Here is a 22,561-nt window from a genome sequence, read left to right on the forward strand (position 1 = left end):
CCCCGTCTTTAAGGATAAGTTCTTCATCCGGAATTAATATGACACCAATATGAATAGAATGCGATAAATATAAATATTTCTTATAAATATGCTTTTAATTATTAAAAAATAATAACTTTATAAATTCACTCCATTTTAATAGAGTTGAGCTATTAACCCAGAACTTGAGTTCTGGGCAGAATTTGAAACTTACTGAAATTGATACAAGCTCCGAGCTACCACACAATTGAATCAGACAACTAAAATTGTTCCTGGTTCATCTCAGATTTGAGCGAGTACCATTTCATAAGCCCTTTCATACTGATCGGTCATTGTTTCGACGCTAAAGCGACTAACAACATATTCCCGACAAGTTTGACGGTCTAGTTTCACGGCATCTGGAATGACTTCTATCATTTGTTCCAGACAATCGCATACAAAACCAGTTTTGCCGTGGGCTATGACTTCTGGTACTGAGCCTAAACCCATACCAATTACAGGTGTACCTGTTGCCATTGACTCAATCATTACCAGACCAAAAGGCTCACGCCAAGTAATGGGGAACAAAGTTACAGTCGCACCACTTAAAAGTTTTACTTTGTCTTCGTGGGAAATTTCACCCAAATACTGAATTTGTTCGCCGTCAATCAGTGGCTTGACTTGCTCCTGATAATATTTCTGGTCAACAACATCAACCTTACCAGCCATCTTTAGAGGTAGGCCTGTCGCACGGGCGATTTTTATGGCCTCTATTGGCCCTTTTTCTGGAGAAAGTCGTCCCACAAAAGCCAGGTATGCAGGTTGTACAGGTTCAGAATTGAAAGCATAAACGCCTGTATCTATGCCGTTGTAGACGGTGTGGATGTAGTTTAAACCTAAACGTGGTTCTCGCTGTGCTTGGCTAATACTGATGAAGGGTTGCTGAGCATAACGCCGATACATTTTTTCATTATCGGGCGTGAAAATCCCATGCATCGTATGAACCGTGGGTGTTTTGACAAAACTGGTGTAAGGCAGGACAGAACAACCAACGTGGGAGTGAATTATGTCGAAATGATGTGCGTTTTCATAAACTTCAGCCAGGGACATCTGCTCATAAATAATTGGCTCTTTAACACTAGGATCGAGCCGTAAAGCTTTGTCATGGACTGAGCGGAGCTTTGCTTTAGTAATTGAGTCACCAGAAGCAAACAAAGTCACATCATGACCACGTTGAACTAATTCATCCGTCAGCAACTTCACAATTAGTTCAATACCGCCGTAACGAAAGGGGGGAACACGCTCCCACAAAGGGGAAATTTGAGCAATTCTCATGTTTCACCTAAACATGTCAATGTCAGCATGTTTGCCCACACAGTTGTGAATTATGCTAGTGCGATCGCAACAAACCAACATAATTTTTACAAACTTGAGAACAAACACACTTTATGTTCAATGCTGCTAGTCCTGAGGACACAAACAAGTTAAACCGCTTCTTGTATTTTTAAAAAATTTGTATTCTGCTATTTTTCTCCACAAGACTTTTACTATTACCAGTACTAATTGCAGACTTAAAATGCTTCACCGTGAGACAAATTTGAATTGATTACATAATTTTAAGTTTTTTGACAGTATTATTTTGGAACACAAATTTATATTACAGTAACCAGTTACAACTAGCAATATACTTATATATAATAAATACATCTATACAAAGACTAACTATTTTTTTAATAAGCTGGGACAAAGTAAATAAATACACACAAAATCTACTAGTATTACAAAGTGTGATTTATGGTTTGCAAGAGTTTTACTTGCAAAGTATATGTAATGAAATCATAGCAATTAATTATTGTCTAAATATAATTATTGAAGTAAAAATCAGTAAAAATACGTTTTTTTGTAAAATAAATATCTATTAAATATCGAAATATTATGACATTGATGCTATTTTTCAGATGATTTTCTTTTTTTGGATTTACATACTTATTTAGCGACCTCTGGTTTGTTGATCAGATCAAGAGTAATTTAATTAGAGAAATTACTTCTATCAAAAGTGAGAAATTTGTTAACAAGATATAAATAAACAAGAAAAATTTGTCAAATTTCTTTACTTTGACTAAACTGCGGTCAAATAATATAGTTATAAGGTTTACAAAAATTAACAATTTTTGAGTTAAGATAGACTGCTGTTAGCTCTAGCAAAGCAGAAAGTTTCAATCTAAACAATGTTTTTAAATATTGTGGAAATGCAGATGCTCAAAAGCAGATTTAAAAAGCATTAAAATTTCACCCTAGAGGTTAATAACAAAGGTGGGCAGTATATGAGCAGACTTGAATATCTGAGTGTGTCTTCCTTACTAAACTAATAGGCTAAAAAACAGCTAATTTATGGTTTAGAGTTCTGTCTCCACTCTACGGCGTCAGTCTGCTAGCAGTAGTTCAACATTCTTTACATATTGCAACGAAATGCTTGATTGGAAAGTCCGTTGTAATTTGTACAATGCAGCTGTGACGTGAATCATGTCCAGATTGTGGCTTCTTTAGGACGTTCATGAGCATTTCAACTTCCGTGCTGATTGATTTGCTACAGGCTATACCCCACCTGCGGCCCCAACTATACTTCAAAGCTTCGCTAACGGCCTTATCCCATGCGATGGAGGATCAGGTTTTAGCTGCTACTCTCGAGCAGCCCTTGGTTATTGCTAGCTTTCAAAGAGAGCGATTTTATCGCCAGGAAGCTCATCGTTATCAGCGGCTTGCCCAGCGAAGTAACCAGGTATACGTATTAGCTGCGCCAGAAACTGATTTTACTAGCAGCTCGGAATTTTACGAAAAGATAGCTTTTGAGGCAGATGATGCTCTCAGCCAAGAGTGGCATTTGGTGGTCATCGCCCAAAACTATGCCACTTGTTTAGTTTGTCGGGAAAGTCTTGGTTCTTTAGCCAAAAATATTCGACTACGAGAATTAAGTCCTAGTCTGGATATGGACGCGGCGCGAAGATTTGAAGGAATTTGGACGGCGGAACGGGGAGTAAGCCTGCAAGCTGCCGAACTCTTGTTGCAGAGGATTTTAGCCTATAGACCAGAGTTAAGAGATAAAATCGAGCAAGCCCGCCAGCGTTTTGGTATTGGAGGGCGTAAGATTAACTCCAAGGCAGAGCAATTACCGAGTGAATACGCCTGCGATATTGACACCGATCCATTTGTGCAACGTTTGGTGACTTATCTGCAAGCGAGTCAGTACAAATTGCATAAAGCCTACCGTTCCATCTCTGCCCAAGCACGTAAAGAAAGACTAGTTAATTCAATTAGTACCGCGATTAGGCGATCGCTTAATCCCCAAGAAATTCTCACAGTAGCAGCCCAAGAACTAGGACAAAACTTGGGGGCTTGTCGCTGTTTAATTTACCGCGCTCAAGCTACAGATACCCAAGCGATCATTGAACACGAGTTTTTAAGTCCTGGTGTTTCATCTTTTTTGGGACAAACTTGGCCCCTAGAAAACAATCCTCTATTCCAAGAAGTAGTAATCCAGAGTGAAGGCGTGCGGGTTGTCGATACTCTCAACGACTCGCGGGTAATTAACTCGAAAGCACTGTGGCAGATTGTAGAGAGATATGCCATTCGCTCTTGGCTGATGGAACCGGTGCTTTTTCAAGGACGACTGTTGGGCATTGTAGAATTGCACTATTGTGGTGAAACTCCCCATGATTGGCATCCTGGGGAATTAGATTTGGTAGAAGCGATCGCCACTCAAATAGGGGCTGCTCTCATTCAAGCCGAAGCTTACGCCAACTTAGAAGAACTCAACCAGCAATTAGAAGCCCTAGACCGCACACGTAGCAACCTGATTGCGATCACAGGCCATGAATTGCGGACACCTCTGTCTACAATTCAAGTGTGTTTGGAAAGTCTTGCCACAGAACCGGATATGCCTCTAGAACTGCGACAGGTGATGCTAAACACAGCTCTTTCTGACTCCGAACGGATGCGAAAGCTGATTCAAGATTTCCTCACCCTTTCCAACTTAGAAAGTGGACGAGTAGAATGGCATCCGGAATCATTAACCTTACAAGAGTGTGTTGACCTAGCACTTAGTCGTCTTCGCACTCGCCTAGCAGGCGATGAAAAATTGCCCCAGATCACAACAGAATTGGCAAGCAACCTGCCTTTAGTCAGAGCTGATGGTGATTGGTTGGTGGAGGTGTTAGCAAAACTTGTAGACAACGCTTGCAAATTCACGCCACCAGATGGACAAATTACCATCAAGGCTATTCGCAACAACAGTAAGATGGTTGAGGTGACTGTGGCAGACACGGGGCGAGGGATAGAACCCAATCGTTTGGAAGTAGTTTTTGACCGTTTTTATCAAGAAGAGGGAGCGCTAAGACGCAGTACAGGTGGTACTGGTTTGGGTTTAGCAATCTGTCGTCAAATTGTCAATGGCTGGGGCGGTGAAATTTGGGCAGAATCACAGGGTAAAAACCAGGGTAGTCAGTTTCATTTCACCATACCCATTATTGAGGGAAGCCAGGAAAAAAGACCATCAAGAGTCAGTTATTAGTTGTTAATTGTTAGTTGTTAGTTCTAAACAACCACCAACCAACCAAACTGTTACAGTTCCTTACACGATCGCTATATGTCCCCATCAGCGGTGTTAGGATGCCGTAAAAACGTTGAGAGACGCTTTATGGCAGAAACACTTTCTGGACAAACTCCAATCTTTGGCGGCAGTACTGGTGGCTTGCTCAAAAAAGCAGAAGTCGAAGAGAAGTACGCTATCACTTGGACTAGCCCTAAAGAGCAAGTTTTTGAAATGCCTACTGGAGGCGCTGCTATTATGCGGCAGGGACAGAACTTGCTGTATTTAGCTCGTAAAGAGCAATGTATCGCTCTAGGTGGTCAACTTCGGAAATTTAAAATCACAGATTACAAAATTTACCGGATTTATCCTAACGGCGAAACAGTTTACATTCATCCAGCTGATGGTGTCTTCCCTGAGAAGGTTAACCAAGGCCGGGAGAAAGTACGGTACAACGATCGCAGAATCGGTCAAAATCCCAGTCCTTCTAAAGTTAAATTCAGCGGCATAGCTACCTACGACGCTCCTAATTCATAATGAATTAGGGAAAGGTCACGATTTCATTAGTTTTGCTGGTAATTGTTAATGGGTAATGGGTAATTGGTTTTTTCATTACTAATTACCCATTGTCCATTACCAGCCTAAGCGACAATATTAAGTATTCAAACGGATACAATATTATTTGTTTTTCAGAACAATTAAGAATTAATAAATAAAGTAGTATAAATCCTGAAGTATAAAATATAAAACCTATCGTCCCCTACGGTCAGCAGCTGGTGGGGTTAGTATTATTTTCTAGCCTAGCTTTAGTGTTAAATTACCAAATTTAAGTACCATTACAAAATTAACTACACAGAATTGCTATGAAAACAGGGCATAATCACACCCTGTTCCCCGTTCCCTTTATTTGATTATTTATATGATTTTCCCTGATTTTTCTCAGTTTTCCGAACTAGCTAAAAATGGTAACTTTGTCCCGGTTTATCAAGAATGGGTTGCAGACCTAGATACACCAGTTTCTGCTTGGTATAAAGTTTGTGCTGGACAACCTTATAGTTTTTTGCTGGAATCGGTCGAAGGTGGAGAAAAAATCGGGCGTTATAGTTTTTTAGGTTGTGACCCGTTATGGATTTTAGAAGCAAGAGGCGATAAGACCACTCAAATGCACCGTGATGGTTCTCAGGTCGTATTTACAGGTGATCCATTTGCAGCCTTAGCCACATGTTTAGAACCTTTTTATCCAGTTAAATTACCCCAGCTACCACCGGGAATTGGAGGTCTATTTGGGTTTTGGGGTTATGAATTAATTAATTGGATCGAGCCACGTGTACCAATTCATCCACAAGACGACCGTAATATTCCTGATGGTGTTTGGATGCAGGTAGATCATCTATTAATTTTTGATCAAGTCAAGCGGAAAATTTGGGCTGTGGCTTACGCGGATTTGCGTGATCCAAACGTGGATTTCCAGACAGCCTATGAAAAGGCTTGTAGTCGTGTCACTCAAATGGTCAACAAGTTATCTTTGCCTTTATCACCGCAAAATACTTTACTGGAATGGAAACCCCCAGCAAATCAGAGAGTGGGAGCAGTAGGAGTAGAGGAGTACAAAAGTAATTTTACTCGTGAGGAATTTTGTAGCAGCGTTAAAAAGGCAAAAGAATACATCAAAGCCGGCGATATCTTCCAAGTTGTAATTTCCCAGCGCTTATCGACAGAATACACTGGTGATCCTTTTGCTTTGTATCGTTCCCTGCGTCAAATTAATCCTTCTCCTTACATGGCGTTTTTCAACTTCCAGGATTGGCAGATTATTGGTTCGAGTCCCGAAGTGATGGTAAAAGCCGAACGTGATCCACAAGGGGATTTACTGGCTACAGTGCGTCCCATTGCTGGTACTCGCCCACGGGGTAAAACTACCCAAGAAGATATGGCTTTAGCAGATGATTTACTCAAAGACCCCAAAGAAATAGCTGAACACGTCATGCTTGTCGACTTGGGGCGTAATGATTTGGGGCGGGTGTGCCAAAGTGGTACGGTGAAAGTTGACGAGTTAATGGTAATTGAACGCTACTCCCATGTTATGCACATTGTCAGCAATGTAGTGGGTAAATTAGCGCCTGGTAAGACAGCATGGGATTTACTCAAGGCTTGCTTCCCCGCCGGAACAGTTAGCGGCGCACCCAAAATTCGGGCAATGGAAATCATAAATGAGTTAGAACCTAGTCGGCGTGGTGTATATTCTGGTGTTTATGGATACTACGATTTTGAAGGACAATTAAATTCTGCGATCGCGATTCGGACAATGGTTGTACGTCATAATACAGTTAACGTTCAAGCAGGCGCGGGTTTAGTTGCTGATTCAGAACCAGAAAAAGAGTACGAAGAGACTTTAAATAAAGCTAGAGGATTGCTAGAAGCAATACGTTGTTTACGTTGAACTGAATCTATGCGGAAAAAGAACAGAATGTTGCATAGTTTTTCATAATTTTTTACTTCCGCAGTGTGATCATAATCATATCCTTTATAAAGATGTTCGTTAGAATAACACTAAGCAATAGCCTTTAACATCTACTATACTTTATATTTTTAATCTGTTTATACTCCACAATGAAAATCAAAAAATACTTTTGGACTGTGGATAAATGAAGTTGAGCGTAATTAGTAATGTTTGCTCGGTTAAATCATTTCGGTTTGATTGGGTAATTGATGTAAATGGCAATATAGTACTCATGTACTAAATATAATGATGTTTGAAAATTAGTATTAGATGGGTTAAAGAAGAAGTTGACGGTAATTGCTCATTAAATGAAAGTGCATGAAAATGCGCTCATAAAATTTTGATTGAATGCGCCAACTTTTAGCAAACAGTGTAAAAACACTTTGTTCAACTTTCAGATGATAAAAAATTTTTTCAAACTCAAGGTAATAAATAAATTATGAAATTAAAAATTAGACGCCGACAATTTGGAAAGTTAGTACTTGCTAGTGCTGCGACCACAGCGATTATCAACCTTGCAAATAAAAGTGTTGCTCAGAATTCAAATACTATAGTCTACGGAGCAATAGTTGCGGCTAAAGGTCGAAAGCAAGCAAAAGACCAAGAATCTACAGATGTAGCTAATACTACTCCAGCAATAAACGTGACAGCTTTAGATGTGGTAACTCTTCAACAAGTATCGACTACAGAGGTTCCGTCTACAGCTGTGGACAATGCAAATACAGTTACTGAGAGCGCCCAGAAGGCATTATATACTGAACCAACTGAGCGGATAACTGGATTTACTAGCCTATCCGACGGCAGTTTTGTTTTTGTAGTTGTTGGCAGTTCGCGGAAGGGTAACTATACCAAATTGCTAATTACCGATATTAAAAAGCCTAATAAGAAGCCTAAATCAAAAAAAATATCGGGATTCAAAAAGACTAACAACACAATAGAAAGTGTTGTGGGAACCAAAGATGACAAACTTATTTGCATAGTCAGTGAAAGTGGGGGTACGCCTCCTTTTAAATTTGCACTTGTTGATCCACAAAATGGCAAAGTATCTTATGAATCTGATTTAGCTTTACCAGAACTTTTCCCAAATCGGCGATATAGTAATTTAGCTCAATCGCCGATTGATGGAAAATATTATCTTACGACTATGAATTCAGAAGGCATAACACAATTAGCACAGTTAGACCTGGATAATAAATCGATAATTACTGGTAAAGGAAAAATTATCGAATTGTCACCATTGACTTTTGACAGACAAGCCCTAGCAAACGATTTATTCAGCCTCGCTTTCTCTCCATCAGGCGATCTGTATGCAGTTGGAAAACTCAAATCTGAGCAAACTAAATATCTATTTAATGTGGATCTCAAAAATGCACAGATGAAAAGGCTGACAGAATTTTCAGTCGACAAAATTGCCTTCGCTCGTTCCTAGTTCCTAGTTCCTAGCTATTAGCCTTGGAATAAATTCCAAGGCTAATAGCTAAAGTCTACTGAAGTAGACTCAACAAAAATTTCAGTCCACTTAAGTGGACTTAGGCTATTAGCCCAGAACGTCAGTTCTGGGCGGGATAACACCAGAGTGCAAACTTCGACTATGACAAAAATGTGGGTAATGACAAGGTGGTCAAATTGTCTACTGAAGATGAGATTTAACTAAAATGCTTGATTATCGCTTCCGCAAATTCTGAACACTTTAAAGGTTCTACAGGTGGTTCCATTAACCGGGCTAAGTCGTAGGTAACTTCACGGTTAGCGATCGCATCTCCAATACCTTTTTTGATCAAGTCTGCTGCTTCTTGCCATCCTAAATACTCCAGCATCATCACACCAGACAAAATCACCGAACCAGGATTGATGCGATCCAAGCCAGCGTGTTTGGGTGCAGTACCGTGGGTAGCTTCAAAAATCGCGCATTCATCGCCAATATTTGCCCCTGGGCCCATTCCTAGTCCACCGACAATGGCTGCTGCTGCATCAGACAAATAATCGCCATTCAAATTCATTGTCGCCAGAATCGAATATTCGTCTGGTCGAGTTTGAATTTGTTGGAAAATACTGTCAGCGATGCGGTCATTAACCATCACTTTGTCTTGCCATTTACCATTGCCGTGAGTATCCCAAATTGAGTTAAGAACTGTTTCTACTTCCTTGACAATTTGGGCTTGTTTCTCTGTGGTTAAAGCATCAAATCCAGGATCAACCATTCGGGCGTTTTCTTGGGTCGTGATGTTGGGGTTTTTTTCTTTGTTACTTAAAATCCAAGATTCCCTTTCTGTAATGCACTGCTGTCGAAACTCACTAGTAGCCAGTTCGTAACCCCAATCACGGAAAGCGCCTTCGGTGTATTTCATGATGTTGCCCTTATGCACCAAAGTCACCATTTGTTTGTGTTTGGGTAGTTGCAGGGCGTGTTTGATGGCACGTCGTACTAAGCGCTGGGAACCAGTTTTACTGATTGGTTTAATGCCGATCCCAGAGTCGAGGGGAATTTGTTTTTTGCCGTGTTCTGGTGTGGCAGGGATGAGTTCTGTGTTGAGATACTTAATTAAGCGATCGCCGATTTCGCTACCTTGTCGCCACTCAATCCCCAAATAAATATCTTCGGTATTTTCCCGATAAACAATCACATCGAGTTTTTCTGGATTTTTGTGGGGAGAAGGCGTACCTGCGTAGTACCGACAAGGGCGCACGCAAGCATACAAGTCAAAAATTTGCCGTAAAGCGACATTGAGCGAACGAATTCCACCGCCTACAGGTGTGGTCAAGGGCCCTTTTATTGCCACGCCATATTCTTGGATTGCTGTCAGGGTATCCTGGGGTAAATACTGATATGTTCCGTATAATTCACAAGCTTCATCCCCAGCATATATCTTAAACCAGCTAATTTTCCGTTTGCCTGTGTATGCTACATCTACAGCAGCATCAAAGACCTTTTGGGCAGCAGGCCAGATATCAATACCAGTACCGTCGCCGCGAATGAAGGGGATAATCGGATTGTCAGGAACAGTTGGTTCACCATTGTTGAAAGTGATTTTTTCTCCGGTTGAGGGGGGAGTAATTTTTTCGTACATTCACACACTCCTGATTGTGACGCAGCGACAACAGCTGCTGTAGTTGTTGGTGGTTGGTTGTTGATTGTTGTTTGTTGCTAGATAATTATTCCAAATAACGAACAACAAACAGCAAGAACAGATTTTGCTGTGCTTTGTTATTGATCAAGCCAGTAGGCAGAGTTTTCCCCTCTCCAGAGGAGTTTAACGGATTGGGGGGACTGGCGACTAGAGACTGTAAGCAAGACAAGCCAGACAAGGGAGAATTATTTAACAGGTCTCTTCCCAATGCTCCAATTCCCAATCCCTTATCCTCTGTTTCGATGCTATCTTATCGCCTCGAAGCGTAATTAGTATACCCTGAAAATATACAGCAAACAGCCAGCAACTGAAGAATGAAACAGAGATTACTATCAGTGTGACTGACTAAGAGTTCATAATGTTAGAATTCCACTGTCAAGCTGTAGGCAGAACTAAAACGGATATTTTGCGACAGTTGATCATGTCGTTAGGTACCACAGCAACTAACATATCGAATGATAATACAGGTATATAATGAGTAGGCTTTGGGAGCAATTTCCTGTAAACTACTCTACGCTACTATGCTTTCCCATCCACAAAATTTTCTAGCTAACACTTGTTCACCGATCGCACTTTCTGAGTAATGGCATGACAGACCCAATGATTGTATCAGGCACATCTTCTGACATTGAATCCTTACGCGGCCAGTTAATTGCTGGGTCATTGCAAGTCCAACAACAAACGATCCCGCAGCTAGCTAACCTTGGTAACAACGGATTTGATGTCCTGATGGAATTTTTAATGGAACGTCGTGACACTCCCGCAACTTGGGTTGATGGTAAAGCTTACCAAGTGCTGTATAACTCTGATTCGCCTCAAATTAAAGAATTTCTCCAAACCCATTTTCCCCAGGGTATTGTACCTTTAAAATCAGACTGCGGCATTGATTACAGTTCCTTGCAACATCTGTTGGCAACTCAAGATTTCCAGACTGCTGACCGCATGACTCTGCAAAAATTATGTGAAATTGCGGGTGCAGAGGCTGTTAAGCGTAAGTGGCTTTACTTTACCGAAGTAGAAAATTTTCCAGTTACAGATTTACAAACTATTAACAAGTTGTGGTTAGTCCACTCCGAAGGTAAATTTGGTTATTCGATACAGCGAGAAATTTGGTTAGGTTTGGGTAAAAATTGGGATAACCTCTGGGTAAAAATTGGTTGGAAAAAAGGTAAAAACTGGACACGTTACCCCCAAGAATTTACCTGGGATTTAAGCGCCCCTAGAGGTCATTTACCCCTTTCTAATCAACTGCGAGGAGTGCGAGTGATTGCGTCTATATTTGCTCATCCGGCTTGGGGTTAACACAAGACAAAAGGAGAAATAAGACAATGTTAGATAGTAATAAGCGAGAATTCTACGTAGTTATTGAACGAGATGAAGATGGATATTATGTAGGCGAAGTTCCACAATTAAAAGCTTGTTATAGTCAAGGAGAAACAATTGATGAGTTAATGAGCAATATTAAAGAAGTAATTGAACTGTGTTTGGAAGAAGAGACTGATGTAAATCTGCCAGAGTTTGTAGGTATTCAAAAGGTAGTCATTTGATGCCAAAACTACCAGCCATAACAGGTGATGCGGTGATCAATGCCCTTGAAAAAGTAAATTTTCAGGTTGTACGTCAAAAAGGAAGTCATGTGCGAATGCAACATGAAGATGGGCGGGTGGTCACGATACCTGTACATAGTGGTAAAACTATTGGTAAGGGATTGCTACTTAAGATATTGCGGGATGCTGAACTTACCAAGGAGGAGTTTATCTCATTGCTGTAATGTAGAGTTTTCACGTTAAAATGCGATCGCACCTCGCCAGATTCATTCAAGAATTCAATTCCACAACCGAACAATGGCTAGCGTTAGTCTCGAAAGCATTAAGCGTAAATTCAACAATGTCACTGCCATAGAGGATATTACCTTTAATATTCCTGATGGGGAATTTTGGGTTTTGGTAGGGCCTTCGGGTTGTGGTAAGTCTACAATTTTACGAACGATCGCTGGTTTGGAAACTGCCACCTCTGGCAAACTTTACATTGGGGATAAGCTGATGAATAATGTCCCCGCCAGACAACGAGATGTGGCGATGGTGTTCCAGAATTATGCCCTGTACCCGCACATGACAGTAGCAGAAAATATTGCCTTTGGGTTACGGATGCGCAAAGTTGACCCTAAGGTTGTGCAAGAAAGGGTGATGACGGTGGCGCGATCGCTGGCGTTGGAACACTTGTTGGAACGCAAACCCAAACAACTTTCCGGGGGACAGCAGCAACGGGTAGCATTGGGAAGAGCGATCGCCCGTCAACCACAGGTATTTTTATTAGATGAACCTTTATCGAATTTAGATGCCCAATTAAGAGATGATACGCGAGCGGAGTTAAAAGAGTTACACTTAAACTTGGGTATTACTACGGTATATGTGACTCATGATCAAGTCGAGGCGATGACTTTAGCGGATCAGATTGTGGTGCTGAATCGCGGCAGAATTCAGCAGATTGGGGAACCGCAAGAAATTTATGCTAAACCTGCTAATCGGATGGTGGCAACTTTTGTGGGTAGTCCGCCGATGAATATTTTACCAGCTAAGTATGTGGCTGGGGGTTTTGATGTGGATGGGCAGGTGTTACCTGTGAGTGGAGATATGCAGGGGAAGTTGCATCTGCGGGAGGGACAGGGGTTTGATTTGGGTGTGAGACCGGAGAGTATTAGTATTAATGAACCGCGAAGGCGCGAAGGACGCGAAGGAGAATTCGCAGAGTTGGTGGTGGAGGTGAAGGTGGTGGAACCTCTGGGAAGGGAGACTTTGATTCGTGCGGTTTTACCTGGTTCGGGGGTAGTGGTGAATGTGCAGGCGGGTGCGGATGTGCGCCCCCGTCCAGGTGATCGTTTGGTGTTGGATGTTGATTTGAGTAAGTTATTTGTGTTTGATACTGCTACTGGCGATCGCTTGTATCCACCTGTGGCTGATTGATTTGATATAAGTAGGTCGGTAAGGGTGTTGCTGCTTGGATGTGATCGCCCTTTGGAATTGTTATTCTGTTTTTGGTACTGCTAGTTGTGCTTTTATTTAATGTCAACTAGATTCAGCACGACGCACAAAGGGTAACAAATCTTCCAAAATAGTTTCGTGGTAATGCTCTTGTGGATAATGCCCAACATTATTTAATTTGACTAGTTTTCCATTTGGTACAGATTTAGCAAAGTTTTCTGCCATATCTAGATTCAACCAAGGATCGATTACTCCCCATTGAATTAATATTGGTTGTTGCCAATGTTTGAAACCAGTTTCGATTTCAGACATGGCTTTTGCTAGTTGTAAATTGCGAATTGTTGATAGAAGGGCGCGTCCAGCCGCAGATGTTTTTAAAAATGGTTGACGGTAAACATCTAAATCTTTGTCAGGGATGACGTAACGGCTACCACCTTCTAAAGTTCGGTCTACTAACAGGGGGTCTTGGGTCATCATTTCACCTGCCAAAGGTAGACCCATTTGTTGAATTTTCCAAGGTAATTTAGCAGTACTAGAAATTGGTGTGTTCAGTATGACAATATTGGCAATTTGTTCTGGATGACGCAAGGCATATTGCAGCCCGACAGAACCTAAAAAACCTTGTACAACTAAAGAAAAACGTTCTAATTCTAACGCTTGAATAAATCTTTCTAAAGCTGTAATAAATGCATCGGGAGTATAAGCAAAATCTCTTTTTTCAGGTTTAGAGGAAAAGCCAAAACCAATCCAATCTGGTGCGATCGCTTTTGTTCCTTGTTGTGCTAATGCAGGTAAAATTTTACGCCAACTGTAACTCTGCGAGACTAAACCATGTAGCAATAAAATTGGTAATAAATCAGTTCTACCAATTGGTTCTGCTAATCTGTAAAACCATTGTTGTGAATCTACGGTTATTTTATGTTCTGTTATGGACATTTTATGAAAAATGCAAGGGCGTTAATAAAATAAATAGGAATAAATAGGTCTGTAGTAAGCGCTTCAGCGCTTAAATATTTAAGGACTAAAGTCCTTACTACAAACCTGCTTTTTTCTAATTAGAGATAATCATCTCACGAATCGCGTCAGCAGTGGCGGGTGCAAGTAAAATGCCATTACGATAGTGTCCGGTAGCAAGCAGGACGTTACTAAAGCCTGATAATTTCTCGATGATAGGGGCGGGGCGTCCTTCGGGGCGGGGACGCAACCCAGACCAAGTGCGGATAGTGGTGGCGTTTGCTAAATCAGGACAAAAGGCGATCGCTTGTTGTCTTACAGACTCAAGCAATTCTGTGTCGGGCGCTATCTCATGACTACCATTTGTGGGAAACTCAACCGTTGCACCTACCCAGTAATCTCCATTACCAACAGGAACTATATGCACATCATTACCGGTGATGACTGGCTGAAAATCGGGATTACCCAAAGAATATCCTAATCTTAGTTGCAAAGCTTGACCTAATACAGGACGAATGTCAACTGGATAGTTTAATTGTGCTGCTAATGGTGATGAACCAAGTCCAGCAGCAATTACAAACCAATCTGCTGCTATTTCCCCTTCTGTTGTTTCTAATTGCTGGCGTGGTGTTATGCCTAAAACATTGACATCAAATTTAAAAGTTACACCGTTCTTTTGGGCAGCTGTAACTAAAGCCAATGTCAGCGCTGTCGGATCTAGTTGACGATCTTGAGGAGAGTAGATAGCACTAATAATATTTTGATCTTTTACCTGGGGACAGAGATTTTGTAGTTTAGTAGTATCCCAAATCTCTAGCTGGTATCCTTGATTGTGGCGAATTTCGGTTAGTTTTTCCCAGTGTGAGATTTCTTGATCTGCTACAGAAGCATCTGCATTCCCTGTCAACAGCATGAGAATTCCTTGACGGTTAAAAGGAATCTTGCAATTTGTAAGTTCCTCTAGTTCTGGAATTAGGCTTTCGTAGCGTTGAATGCTAGTTTGACGCAGCCGCCAAGCTTTTCCTTTAATCTTATGACTGATGATACCCATTAACACACCCAACGCCGCCCCTGTCGAAGCTTGTGCGGGTGGTTGTTTATCGAAAACTGTAATATTTAGCCCTTTGACCAGACTAAGTTCATAGGCGATCGCAGCTCCAACTGCACCACAACCGATAATAACAACATTCATAGTTTTTAAGAATAGACAAGGGAAGTGTTATCAATTAACAGTTAACAGTTATCAGTAAGCAATTTAGTTTGATAACTGACAACTGATAACTGATAACTGATTACGCCTAACCAGCTTCTGCTGAAGTGCTAGCTTCTGGTAGCAAATTCAGAAAATTGTCAATATCTGCAAATGCAGCTTTGGTATTACTCAAAGCTTTGAGAGAATTGGCAGATTCAGTGGCTTGGTCGATTTGAACCAGATGGTTAAACATTTCTCGCGCCACTTGACGCGCTTTTGGTTGATCTTGAGGTAGGAGGTTAGGAATGATGTAAGTCATGTTTAGCCTTGCTTCTGCCATAGGACCGTGGATAAAGTTACCAACATTTACCCAATTGTTATCTTGGATCAACTCTTTAAGTTCGTCAGAGCGATTGCGCACAGCTTCGATTTTAGGCAGGTATCCCTGAATTTTCTCGATCTGTGCAGGAGTGTAAGTTGGAGGTGCTGTAGCCACAGTAGGACCACCACAGCTGATCAGAAACGTTGCTAAAAGAACCAGGACTAGTGACAAGAGTGAGCGTTGACGCGCCATAAACTAAGCTTATGTGTTACCGATTAACAGTGTCATTTTAGATCGGAGCGCGTAACATCTTGTTCTGATTAGCAAGGTATTTTGGCGAAATTCTTTTTTTGTCTTGATATTTTGAGTATAATTACTTAAAATAAGTACTCTAGACCACAATATAAGTCTAATATAAATTAAATACTGTTAGGAAAACCTAACGGGAAATTTGCCAAAAATATCAAGATATTGATAGGCTGAAACTCCATATCACAGAGCCTTCTGGCGGTTTTAATTTCGTGGCATCGTCCATTAGTAAACACAAATTGGGGAGAGTGTTTTCGTGAACGCAGCTGAAATGGGAACTAACTTAGAATTCGCCAGCAAGATTGCTACAGCTGTTAATTTATTTAAATTTCACTTCCCTGACGCTAGATCTGATCTCAAACCGTGGACAAATGATCCAGAAACCAGACAGTTAATCGATCCAGATTCCATAGATATCGGCTTTCACTTTCCTGGGGTAAGCAAATCATGGCGTAGCCGCAGTATCTTGATTCAGATCCGTTTTTACCAAGATCCTGTAAGCAGCTTACGTCGTGCAATTGGTGTGGAAGTAGCAGGATTTAGCCACTTGGGTGAACAGTGGCGACTGTCGACCATAGAAAATTGGAATTTTGTAGGCGCAACCCAGCCTTCAGAAGATATCAGCGAAAAGCTAAAGCAGTTTTGTAGGCAGATTTTGGAGTTGTTTAACAAACCGAGTGATATCTAATTTGAGTTTGTGCCAATATTTTTTAACACTCGTAGTAAAAGATTTGGCGCAAACAGTGATGCTGGCTGCTTAGTCATGTGCATAACTTCCAAAAAACTCCGGTAAATATTAGGGTCACTGACCGAAAGTTGTAATAATCTATCCATATATATATTGGTGCATCAATCGGGTAATTTGGTTTGGTTTTCCACCTTCGGTAGTTTCCCAACGAAAATCTTTATTCCTGTCACCCTGGAATTACTCGCATCAGTCAGTAAACCTTTTACCTGAGTTGCTGATAAAAATTCCACCTGGCGATCGCTACTCAGATAACCACGAACTACCCACTCTAGAAAAGGACGACTGCAAGTACGAGTAATTAAGTCTGAGGAACTACGCTTTGCACAACCCCATGCATGAAAAAAACATGATTCCATTGCCCAGTTTACACAAGGCGCACCTGCTGCAATGAGTTTTTCCTCAATCCCAGGAAACCACTCTTCTAGAATGCGATACCCTTGAGTCAGCAATGCATGGACGTGATTTGCTTGGGGAACTCCCTGACGTATTTCTGGCTGTTGTGGTAAGCGATCGCGTTCTACTACGGTGATACGTTCAAAGTGTTCAGTTAAAATTCTTGCACTCAACAGTCCGGCCATCCCACTGCCAATGACAATAGCATGATTGCCATTGCGAGTTTTCTGCTTTGCCTCCATGAGCCTAGACATAATTTTGTTTGTATTATTGCGTCTCAGTTTTTATCTTACTGAGAATTTGCGAGTAAACTATAACAGCAATGCGAGCGCGCTACCCATCTCTACTAATGATGCTCAGCCATTGCTTCGGCTGCTAGTTTAGCGAGAGCATCTTGAGACTTGGCAAAGGTCGCATCCCATCGCACTTCATCTTCGAGTTCTGCGAAAATCATGGCCGCGATCGCATCCTGTTCACTGGCAGGAAGTGTTTTTAACTTGGTGATCGCTTGTTCAAGTAACTCAGTCATAGCTACTGTAATTTTATCAAAGCAATATTAATTCTTATCGCCTGCTGATTCTGGCTGTTAAACTATCAAACGCAACTGGGAACCTTGCTGGCTTTTATTCACTTCAATCCTCGCTTGAAAGGCTTCTTTGAGGTGAGGCATATGGGTAACAGTGAGAATACAAGCAAAATCTGGGGCGATCGCATTAATTGCAGCAATCAGGCGATCGCATCCTTCTGTATCCTGTGTACCAAAGCCTTCATCGACAATCAGCATCTGCAAAGCCGCCCCGGCGCGTTGTGCAAGTAATTTTGCCAAAGCTAAACGAATCGCGAAGTTAATTCTAAACGCTTCGCCACCAGAGTAAGTTTCATAGGCTCTCGTACCCCTAGCATCGGCAATCAAAATATCTAAAGTATCAATTAACTTGCTATTTTTCTTGGTAGCTTTCCCGTTACGTCCGGCTTTCTGTGTCACAAATTGTACATGTAACTGATTGGCACTAAGGCGGGAAAGGAGTTGATTTGTCTCTGCTTCTAGTTGCGGCAGGACGTTTTCAATCATCAGTGTTTGGATACCATTTTTACCAAAAGCTTGAGCTAGTTCCTGGTAAACACGGTATTGCTCTTTGGCTTGTTGCTGTTGTTGCTGCTGCTGCTCATACTGAGTTTGCAGCATTTCTAGTTGGTGCGCCATCTGTTCCAAGCGCCCCAACTGGCTAATTTGTTCGTCGAGTTGGCGGCGACGGGTTGTGAGTTGTAGCTCTAAGGCTTGAATTTGCTCCAGAGGATTGGCTGTTTCTTCAAGTTGACTGACAATACTTTCTATTTGACTTTTTAGTCTTTGTCGTTCTGTCCATCTTGCTTGTAAAGCTATCTCTAATTCTTGTAATCTAGTTTTGAGTTGCGGATACTGCTGTTGTGCAGCTTGTAGTTGTTGATAGCGTAACTGCCAACTTTGGGCTTTGCGTACAGCCAAGCGGAGGTTGTTGTGCTGTTCGGTGTCGTAGCCAAGTTCGGCAATATAGCGATCAAGGGCGGCGATTTCTCTAGCACATTCAGAATCAATCGCCTCTTGCTTAATTCTTGCTTGCAACTGGGCAATTTGTGCCTGAAGTTCTGGTTTTCTCGCTTCTATTTGAGTTTGGCGCTTGAGTGCGTCTTTAATTTGTCCTTGTTTAATTTCTGCCCAACGCCAGCGTTCTACTTCACTGCGAGCCAGGGCGTGATCCTGTTCATTATAGTTGAGTTGTTGTAGATAGTCTTCTAACTGTTGGAGTTCGGCTTGTTTGTCGGGTGCGTATTCGCCTAGTTGCAGCGATCGCTCTAGTTGTTGTTTTTGAACTGCAATATCTTGTAATTGTTGTTCAGCATCGGTTGTCGCCTGTAACTTGGCTGCGAGTTGTCCCCTTTGTTCTCGCAATGTGTCATAGGAAGATAATTGTTGAGATATATTGCGATATTCTTGCCTGAGTACTTGAATTTCTCTGTCTGAGACAGCCATTTGTTCTCGGACTACCCACAATTGCCCTTCTGCATCTTTGTACTCAGATTTGGTTTTGTCTACAACTCGATTCCAGTGATGCTCATCCAAAGGTCGTTCGCACAAAGGACAAAGGGCGTTGGGAGTTTGCAGCATTTGAATTTTTTGCTCTAGTTCTCCCAGCAATCTTTCATAATCGCGTTGATGAGCTTGCAGCCGTTCGATAAAGTTACGGCGTTCCTGTCCTTTTTCTTGAACTCGTTGCAGATATACCCGCTTTTTCTCCAACTCTTCAATCTGCATTGCTACTTCCATGACTGCTTGTTGCAGTTGCGGTTGGCGTCGCTGCTGCGATTGTAGTTGGTTTTGTGTTGCTTCTAGTTGTTCTAATCGTGCTACTAAGCCTGCTTGCACCCGCAGGATTTGATTTTGTAAAGTTGCTCGTTGTTGCAGCAGGGGAGACACTTGTAATTGCAGTTCATCTAATTGAGCTAGACGTTGACGTGCTGCTGCTAATTGAGACAAAGCTGCTTCTACTTCACCTGATTTGTTGAGAGTTTGTTGAATTTCTGCCTCTTGCTGATGCAATGCTTCTAATTGCGCTTGTGCTTGTTGCAGTTGTCTTTCGATTTCGTTGATTTGTTTGCTCAGCTGTTGTTGCTTTTGCTGGCGGCTGGTTTGAGCGCGGGTGTATTCTGCAAATTTGGCACTTGTGGCTTCTTCTTGAGATTGCAAATTTTGGTATTGGCTGTATCCGGCTTTGATCTCTGCTTCTTGAGCTAATAATTCTTCTAATGTGGCTAGCTGACTCCCAACAGCTCCCCGTTCTTGCTCCAGGCGATCGCAATCTTGAGTTAAATTTTGATATTGCTGTCTGACAAAGTTCAGTTGTTCTTCCCAATTCTGCCGTTGGTGCTGCACAACTTGCAAACTTTGAAGTTTGATATTCTCAAAGGCTTGTACTTGTTGGAGCTGGTTGAGTTCGTTTTCTAAGGTGATTCTTTGAGTTGCGATCACATCTCGTTGTTGCAGTTGAATTTTCATCGACTCCAAAGAGCGTTCTAACTCTTCGGCTTTGGCTTTAAACTGACGCGATATATCTTTTGCCCGTTCTTCTAATTCATCATATTGATTAAGTTTTAATAATTCCGCTAATATTTCCTTGCGTTCGCTCGGACGCTTGAGCATGAATTCATCTGCCCGACCTTGACGCAGGTAGGCAGAGTTAATAAAAGTATCGTAGTCTAGTTTGATATGCTGCAAAATCACATCTTGAGTTGCCCTCACTCCTTTACCAGTGAGTGAGCGAAACCCATTTGGGGTTTCAATTTGGAATTCCAACACACTACTACCACCACGAGCGCGGGTACGAATAACTCGATAAGTTTGCTGTTGGCTGGTTCTAAAAACGAAATCTACTCGAACTTCTTTTTCACCAGTGTGGACAACATCATCTTCAGAATTGGCTCTGCTTTCGCCCCAAATTGCCCAGGTGATAGCTTCCAACAAAGAAGATTTTCCAGCGCCATTCGCCCCACAAATACACGCCGTATGCAAGCCGCGAAAATCCAAAGTTGCATCACGGTAACTGAGGAAATTTTTCAGAGTCAGTTGAACAGGGATCATCTAGACTAGAGAACCACGCCTTTTTTTAATTAGTAACAGCACACACACCCTTTTTGTTAGTTTAACTAGATAAAAATCATGTTTCTAGTCTTGAAGAAATGAATTTTACAATTGTTAACAATAGTTTGAGGAAATTTTTTCTGTTAAGTTAACTATTTAGCTACAACCAGATAAAAATTAAATCCAGGTTAACAGAAGCGAGTCTTCATTCCTTTGTTACGTCTTTCACTTTGCAAGCAGGGAGCTAGCTGTGGGGTTTGTTAGTTATTGGAGTTGTTAGTAGTTGCTTGAAGGAAAAATTGTTGAGTCAGCAAGTGAAGAGTAAGAGATATCAAAGAGGGTAGTTTAAATTTTTTTGGTTAGGACTTTTAGATGGGAGTGAGCGATCGCAGTTTTGCCCTGACCAAGAAAAATTTTAAATATGGTAACATTTACCCTACTTTCATTTCATTACAATTGATATGAAAGTAGGGTAATTCTTGTTTTAAGAAGGCAGAAGTATTCTGGCAGAGTGCACAAAGAAGGTAATCCGTTAACCTAAGCATGAGAGTCACCCCTCATGCTCGGCTTCAAAACCGTGCTTGATGCTTTCACATCACACGGCTCCTCTCCAAGTTAACCATTGTCATTGGTACGTTCGTTGAGTTGAAAGGTTGCCTTTGCCACCATGTATCTGATCGTGACAATATAGGTGAACAGCAACTAAGTTTTCTAGCCGATGATCTCGGTGATTTCCATGCGTGGGGGGATTGAGGGAGGTTTTTAGGATTCATGCAAGAGGTCTATAGCTTTGTTGTCTCCTTTCCAATCCCTGAACCCTGATCCCCTATTCCCGATCTTGCAACTGACACAGTAATAAACCAAACAACTGGTTTTCGTCAGTCCATACTTTTTGCGGTACTAAATTTTTGGCTTTTAGTTCTTGCTGAATGCTGTTGAGGCTGAATTTCCGGGAGATTTCGGTGCGGATAGTTTCACCTGGTTCAAAATGAACATTGAGTTTGAGAGTGTGCAATTCGACGGCTTGCGATCGCTTACTTTTGAGATGCATCTCAATTTGATGTTCAGTTTCGTTATAAAATGCCCAGTGTTCAAATTGGGTGGTATCAAAATTACCCTGAAAACGCCAGTTGAGATGCTCTAACATATTCAAGTTAAATGCTGCTGTGACTCCTTGATTGTCGTTATAAGCAGCTTCCAGAATATGTTTTGGTTTTTGTAAGTCTATCCCCAATAAAAAATACTCTCCCGCTTGCAAAGCAGCCTTGACTTGGGATAAAAACACATCACACTCTTGTGGATTCAAATTACCCAAAGTGCTACCAATAAAACAAATCATCCGACTGGGTAACTGACTAGGTTCAATCTGAGAAAGTGCTAATTCGTAGGTTCCTGCCAGTGCGTCAACTTGTAGTGAGGGATAGTCTGCTAGTAGCGACAGGGCGCTACTTTCGAGCATACCAGCACTGACATCAATTGGGAGATAATGCAGAGGTAGTCCTTTTTGTTGGTAAGCATCTAGTAAAATCCTGGTTTTAGTAGAACTGCCACTACCTAGTTCAACTATTTCACAAGCGCCTGTGATTGCCGCAATTTCACTAGCACAGCTTTGCAAAATTTGTGTCTCAGTACGTGTCAGGTAATACTCTGGTAACTCACAGATTTGCTCAAATAAATCGGAACCACGGTCATCATAGAAATAACGCGGTGGTAGGGTTTTTGGTCTTTGAGTTAATCCCTTAACCACATCACTTCCAGCACTAGAAGCAACAATCAAAGTTGGTTCTAACAAACGCTGTATTTGTAAGCGTTGTTCAATAGTTCTTTGAGAGTTGCCCTTGCTGCTGCCAGGTTTAGATATTGACATTCACCCTC

Annotated in this window: 19 protein-coding genes; 9 read left to right on the plus strand and 10 right to left on the minus strand. The window is 41.5% G+C overall.

What is annotated here, in order from left to right; genetic code table 11:
- Positions 1-261: 261 nt before the first annotated feature.
- Positions 262-1,293, minus strand: a complete 1,032-nt coding sequence (locus UYK_RS0123590) for a glycosyltransferase family 4 protein (RefSeq protein ID WP_016872270.1) — start codon at positions 1,291-1,293, stop codon at positions 262-264.
- A 1,219-nt stretch (positions 1,294-2,512) separates the two neighbouring features.
- Here UYK_RS0123590 and UYK_RS0123595 point away from each other — a divergent pair.
- From UYK_RS0123595 to UYK_RS0123610, 4 genes are all read left to right on the plus strand, one after another.
- Positions 2,513-4,525, plus strand: coding sequence for a DICT sensory domain-containing protein (locus tag UYK_RS0123595; RefSeq protein ID WP_009458180.1), 2,013 nt, complete (start codon positions 2,513-2,515; stop codon positions 4,523-4,525).
- Between the two features lie 126 nt (positions 4,526-4,651).
- The gene (locus tag UYK_RS0123600; RefSeq protein WP_016872271.1) at positions 4,652-5,080 is read left to right on the plus strand and encodes a photosystem I reaction center subunit II PsaD; all 429 of its coding nucleotides are present in this window, start codon (positions 4,652-4,654) and stop codon (positions 5,078-5,080) included.
- Between the two features lie 382 nt (positions 5,081-5,462).
- Positions 5,463-6,983: an anthranilate synthase component I gene (trpE, locus tag UYK_RS0123605; RefSeq protein ID WP_009458178.1), complete on the plus strand. Its 1,521-nt coding sequence runs from the start codon at positions 5,463-5,465 to the stop codon at positions 6,981-6,983.
- Between the two features lie 499 nt (positions 6,984-7,482).
- Positions 7,483-8,472 carry a hypothetical protein gene (locus UYK_RS0123610; protein WP_009458177.1) on the plus strand — a complete coding sequence of 330 codons (990 nt, stop codon included), beginning with the start codon at positions 7,483-7,485 and terminating at the stop codon, positions 8,470-8,472.
- Positions 8,473-8,689: 217 nt separating this feature from the next.
- Here UYK_RS0123610 and UYK_RS0123615 read toward each other — a convergent pair whose 3' ends face one another.
- Complete coding sequence (locus tag UYK_RS0123615) at positions 8,690-10,111, minus strand: NADP-dependent isocitrate dehydrogenase (protein WP_009458176.1); 1,422 nt, start codon at positions 10,109-10,111, stop codon at positions 8,690-8,692.
- Between the two features lie 85 nt (positions 10,112-10,196).
- Entirely contained in the window at positions 10,197-10,394 is a 198-nt protein-coding gene (locus tag UYK_RS0123620) for a hypothetical protein (protein ID WP_016872272.1), read from the minus strand.
- 365 nt (positions 10,395-10,759) lie between these two features.
- On the opposite strand from UYK_RS0123620, the gene UYK_RS0123625 reads away from it, so the two are divergent.
- From UYK_RS0123625 to UYK_RS0123640, 4 genes are all read left to right on the plus strand, one after another.
- Positions 10,760-11,473 carry a GUN4 domain-containing protein gene (locus UYK_RS0123625; protein ID WP_009458175.1) on the plus strand — a complete coding sequence of 238 codons (714 nt, stop codon included), beginning with the start codon at positions 10,760-10,762 and terminating at the stop codon, positions 11,471-11,473.
- A 26-nt stretch (positions 11,474-11,499) separates the two neighbouring features.
- Positions 11,500-11,718 (plus strand): type II toxin-antitoxin system HicB family antitoxin, encoded by a 219-nt coding sequence (locus tag UYK_RS0123630; RefSeq protein ID WP_009458174.1) that lies wholly within the window; start codon positions 11,500-11,502, stop codon positions 11,716-11,718.
- A complete protein-coding gene (locus UYK_RS0123635) occupies positions 11,718-11,942 on the plus strand; it encodes a type II toxin-antitoxin system HicA family toxin (RefSeq protein WP_009458173.1) in 225 nt (74 codons plus the stop codon). The genes UYK_RS0123630 and UYK_RS0123635 overlap by 1 nt, the downstream gene beginning before the upstream one ends.
- Positions 11,943-12,015: 73 nt before the next feature.
- Complete coding sequence (locus tag UYK_RS0123640; protein ID WP_009458172.1) at positions 12,016-13,134, plus strand: ABC transporter ATP-binding protein; 1,119 nt, start codon at positions 12,016-12,018, stop codon at positions 13,132-13,134.
- Between the two features lie 102 nt (positions 13,135-13,236).
- Here the strand turns inward: UYK_RS0123640 and UYK_RS0123645 are convergent, their stop codons facing one another.
- The 3 genes from UYK_RS0123645 to psbQ all read right to left on the minus strand — a co-directional run bounded on the left by UYK_RS0123645 (position 13,237) and on the right by psbQ (position 15,872).
- Positions 13,237-14,088: an alpha/beta fold hydrolase gene (locus tag UYK_RS0123645; protein ID WP_009458171.1), complete on the minus strand. Its 852-nt coding sequence runs from the start codon at positions 14,086-14,088 to the stop codon at positions 13,237-13,239.
- Positions 14,089-14,203: 115 nt separating this feature from the next.
- Positions 14,204-15,298, minus strand: coding sequence for an NAD(P)/FAD-dependent oxidoreductase (locus tag UYK_RS0123650; protein ID WP_016872273.1), 1,095 nt, complete (start codon positions 15,296-15,298; stop codon positions 14,204-14,206).
- A gap of 106 nt (positions 15,299-15,404) precedes the next feature.
- Entirely contained in the window at positions 15,405-15,872 is a 468-nt protein-coding gene (gene psbQ / locus UYK_RS0123655) for a photosystem II protein PsbQ (RefSeq protein WP_009458169.1), read from the minus strand.
- Positions 15,873-16,185: 313 nt separating this feature from the next.
- On the opposite strand from psbQ, the gene UYK_RS0123660 reads away from it, so the two are divergent.
- Positions 16,186-16,617, plus strand: coding sequence for a hypothetical protein (locus tag UYK_RS0123660; RefSeq protein WP_016872274.1), 432 nt, complete (start codon positions 16,186-16,188; stop codon positions 16,615-16,617).
- A gap of 161 nt (positions 16,618-16,778) precedes the next feature.
- On the opposite strand, the gene UYK_RS0123665 is transcribed toward UYK_RS0123660, so the two are convergent.
- The 4 genes from UYK_RS0123665 to egtD all read right to left on the minus strand — a co-directional run bounded on the left by UYK_RS0123665 (position 16,779) and on the right by egtD (position 22,553).
- Complete coding sequence (locus UYK_RS0123665) at positions 16,779-17,324, minus strand: FAD-dependent oxidoreductase (protein ID WP_235182379.1); 546 nt, start codon at positions 17,322-17,324, stop codon at positions 16,779-16,781.
- A gap of 92 nt (positions 17,325-17,416) precedes the next feature.
- On the minus strand, positions 17,417-17,599 hold the full coding sequence (locus UYK_RS0123670; protein WP_016872275.1) for a hypothetical protein: 183 nt from the start codon (positions 17,597-17,599) through the stop codon (positions 17,417-17,419).
- 57 nt (positions 17,600-17,656) lie between these two features.
- Positions 17,657-20,686 carry an exonuclease subunit SbcC gene (sbcC, locus tag UYK_RS0123675; protein WP_016872276.1) on the minus strand — a complete coding sequence of 1,010 codons (3,030 nt, stop codon included), beginning with the start codon at positions 20,684-20,686 and terminating at the stop codon, positions 17,657-17,659.
- An 826-nt stretch (positions 20,687-21,512) separates the two neighbouring features.
- Positions 21,513-22,553, minus strand: a complete 1,041-nt coding sequence (egtD, locus tag UYK_RS0123680) for an L-histidine N(alpha)-methyltransferase (RefSeq protein WP_016872277.1) — start codon at positions 22,551-22,553, stop codon at positions 21,513-21,515.
- Positions 22,554-22,561: the final 8 nt, after the last annotated feature.

It is taken from the genome of Fischerella thermalis PCC 7521 (assembly GCF_000317225.1).
GTDB lineage: Bacteria > Cyanobacteriota > Cyanobacteriia > Cyanobacteriales > Nostocaceae > Fischerella > Fischerella thermalis.

What these genes read in the sequence shown, in the direction of transcription:
- UYK_RS0123590 (WP_016872270.1), bottom strand. Translation starts at nt 1,293, where the DNA reads ATGAGAATTGCTCAAATTTCCCCTTTGTGGGAGCGTGTTCCCCCCTTT.
- UYK_RS0123595 (WP_009458180.1), top strand. Translation starts at nt 2,513, where the DNA reads ATGAGCATTTCAACTTCCGTGCTGATTGATTTGCTACAGGCTATACCC.
- UYK_RS0123600 (WP_016872271.1), top strand. Translation starts at nt 4,652, where the DNA reads ATGGCAGAAACACTTTCTGGACAAACTCCAATCTTTGGCGGCAGTACT.
- trpE (WP_009458178.1), top strand. Translation starts at nt 5,463, where the DNA reads ATGATTTTCCCTGATTTTTCTCAGTTTTCCGAACTAGCTAAAAATGGT.
- UYK_RS0123610 (WP_009458177.1), top strand. Translation starts at nt 7,483, where the DNA reads ATGAAATTAAAAATTAGACGCCGACAATTTGGAAAGTTAGTACTTGCT.
- UYK_RS0123615 (WP_009458176.1), bottom strand. Translation starts at nt 10,111, where the DNA reads ATGTACGAAAAAATTACTCCCCCCTCAACCGGAGAAAAAATCACTTTC.
- UYK_RS0123625 (WP_009458175.1), top strand. Translation starts at nt 10,760, where the DNA reads ATGACAGACCCAATGATTGTATCAGGCACATCTTCTGACATTGAATCC.
- UYK_RS0123630 (WP_009458174.1), top strand. Translation starts at nt 11,500, where the DNA reads ATGTTAGATAGTAATAAGCGAGAATTCTACGTAGTTATTGAACGAGAT.
- UYK_RS0123635 (WP_009458173.1), top strand. Translation starts at nt 11,718, where the DNA reads ATGCCAAAACTACCAGCCATAACAGGTGATGCGGTGATCAATGCCCTT.
- UYK_RS0123640 (WP_009458172.1), top strand. Translation starts at nt 12,016, where the DNA reads ATGGCTAGCGTTAGTCTCGAAAGCATTAAGCGTAAATTCAACAATGTC.
- UYK_RS0123645 (WP_009458171.1), bottom strand. Translation starts at nt 14,088, where the DNA reads ATGTCCATAACAGAACATAAAATAACCGTAGATTCACAACAATGGTTT.
- UYK_RS0123650 (WP_016872273.1), bottom strand. Translation starts at nt 15,298, where the DNA reads ATGAATGTTGTTATTATCGGTTGTGGTGCAGTTGGAGCTGCGATCGCC.
- psbQ (WP_009458169.1), bottom strand. Translation starts at nt 15,872, where the DNA reads ATGGCGCGTCAACGCTCACTCTTGTCACTAGTCCTGGTTCTTTTAGCA.
- UYK_RS0123665 (WP_235182379.1), bottom strand. Translation starts at nt 17,324, where the DNA reads ATGTCTAGGCTCATGGAGGCAAAGCAGAAAACTCGCAATGGCAATCAT.
- UYK_RS0123670 (WP_016872275.1), bottom strand. Translation starts at nt 17,599, where the DNA reads ATGACTGAGTTACTTGAACAAGCGATCACCAAGTTAAAAACACTTCCT.
- sbcC (WP_016872276.1), bottom strand. Translation starts at nt 20,686, where the DNA reads ATGATCCCTGTTCAACTGACTCTGAAAAATTTCCTCAGTTACCGTGAT.
- egtD (WP_016872277.1), bottom strand. Translation starts at nt 22,553, where the DNA reads ATGTCAATATCTAAACCTGGCAGCAGCAAGGGCAACTCTCAAAGAACT.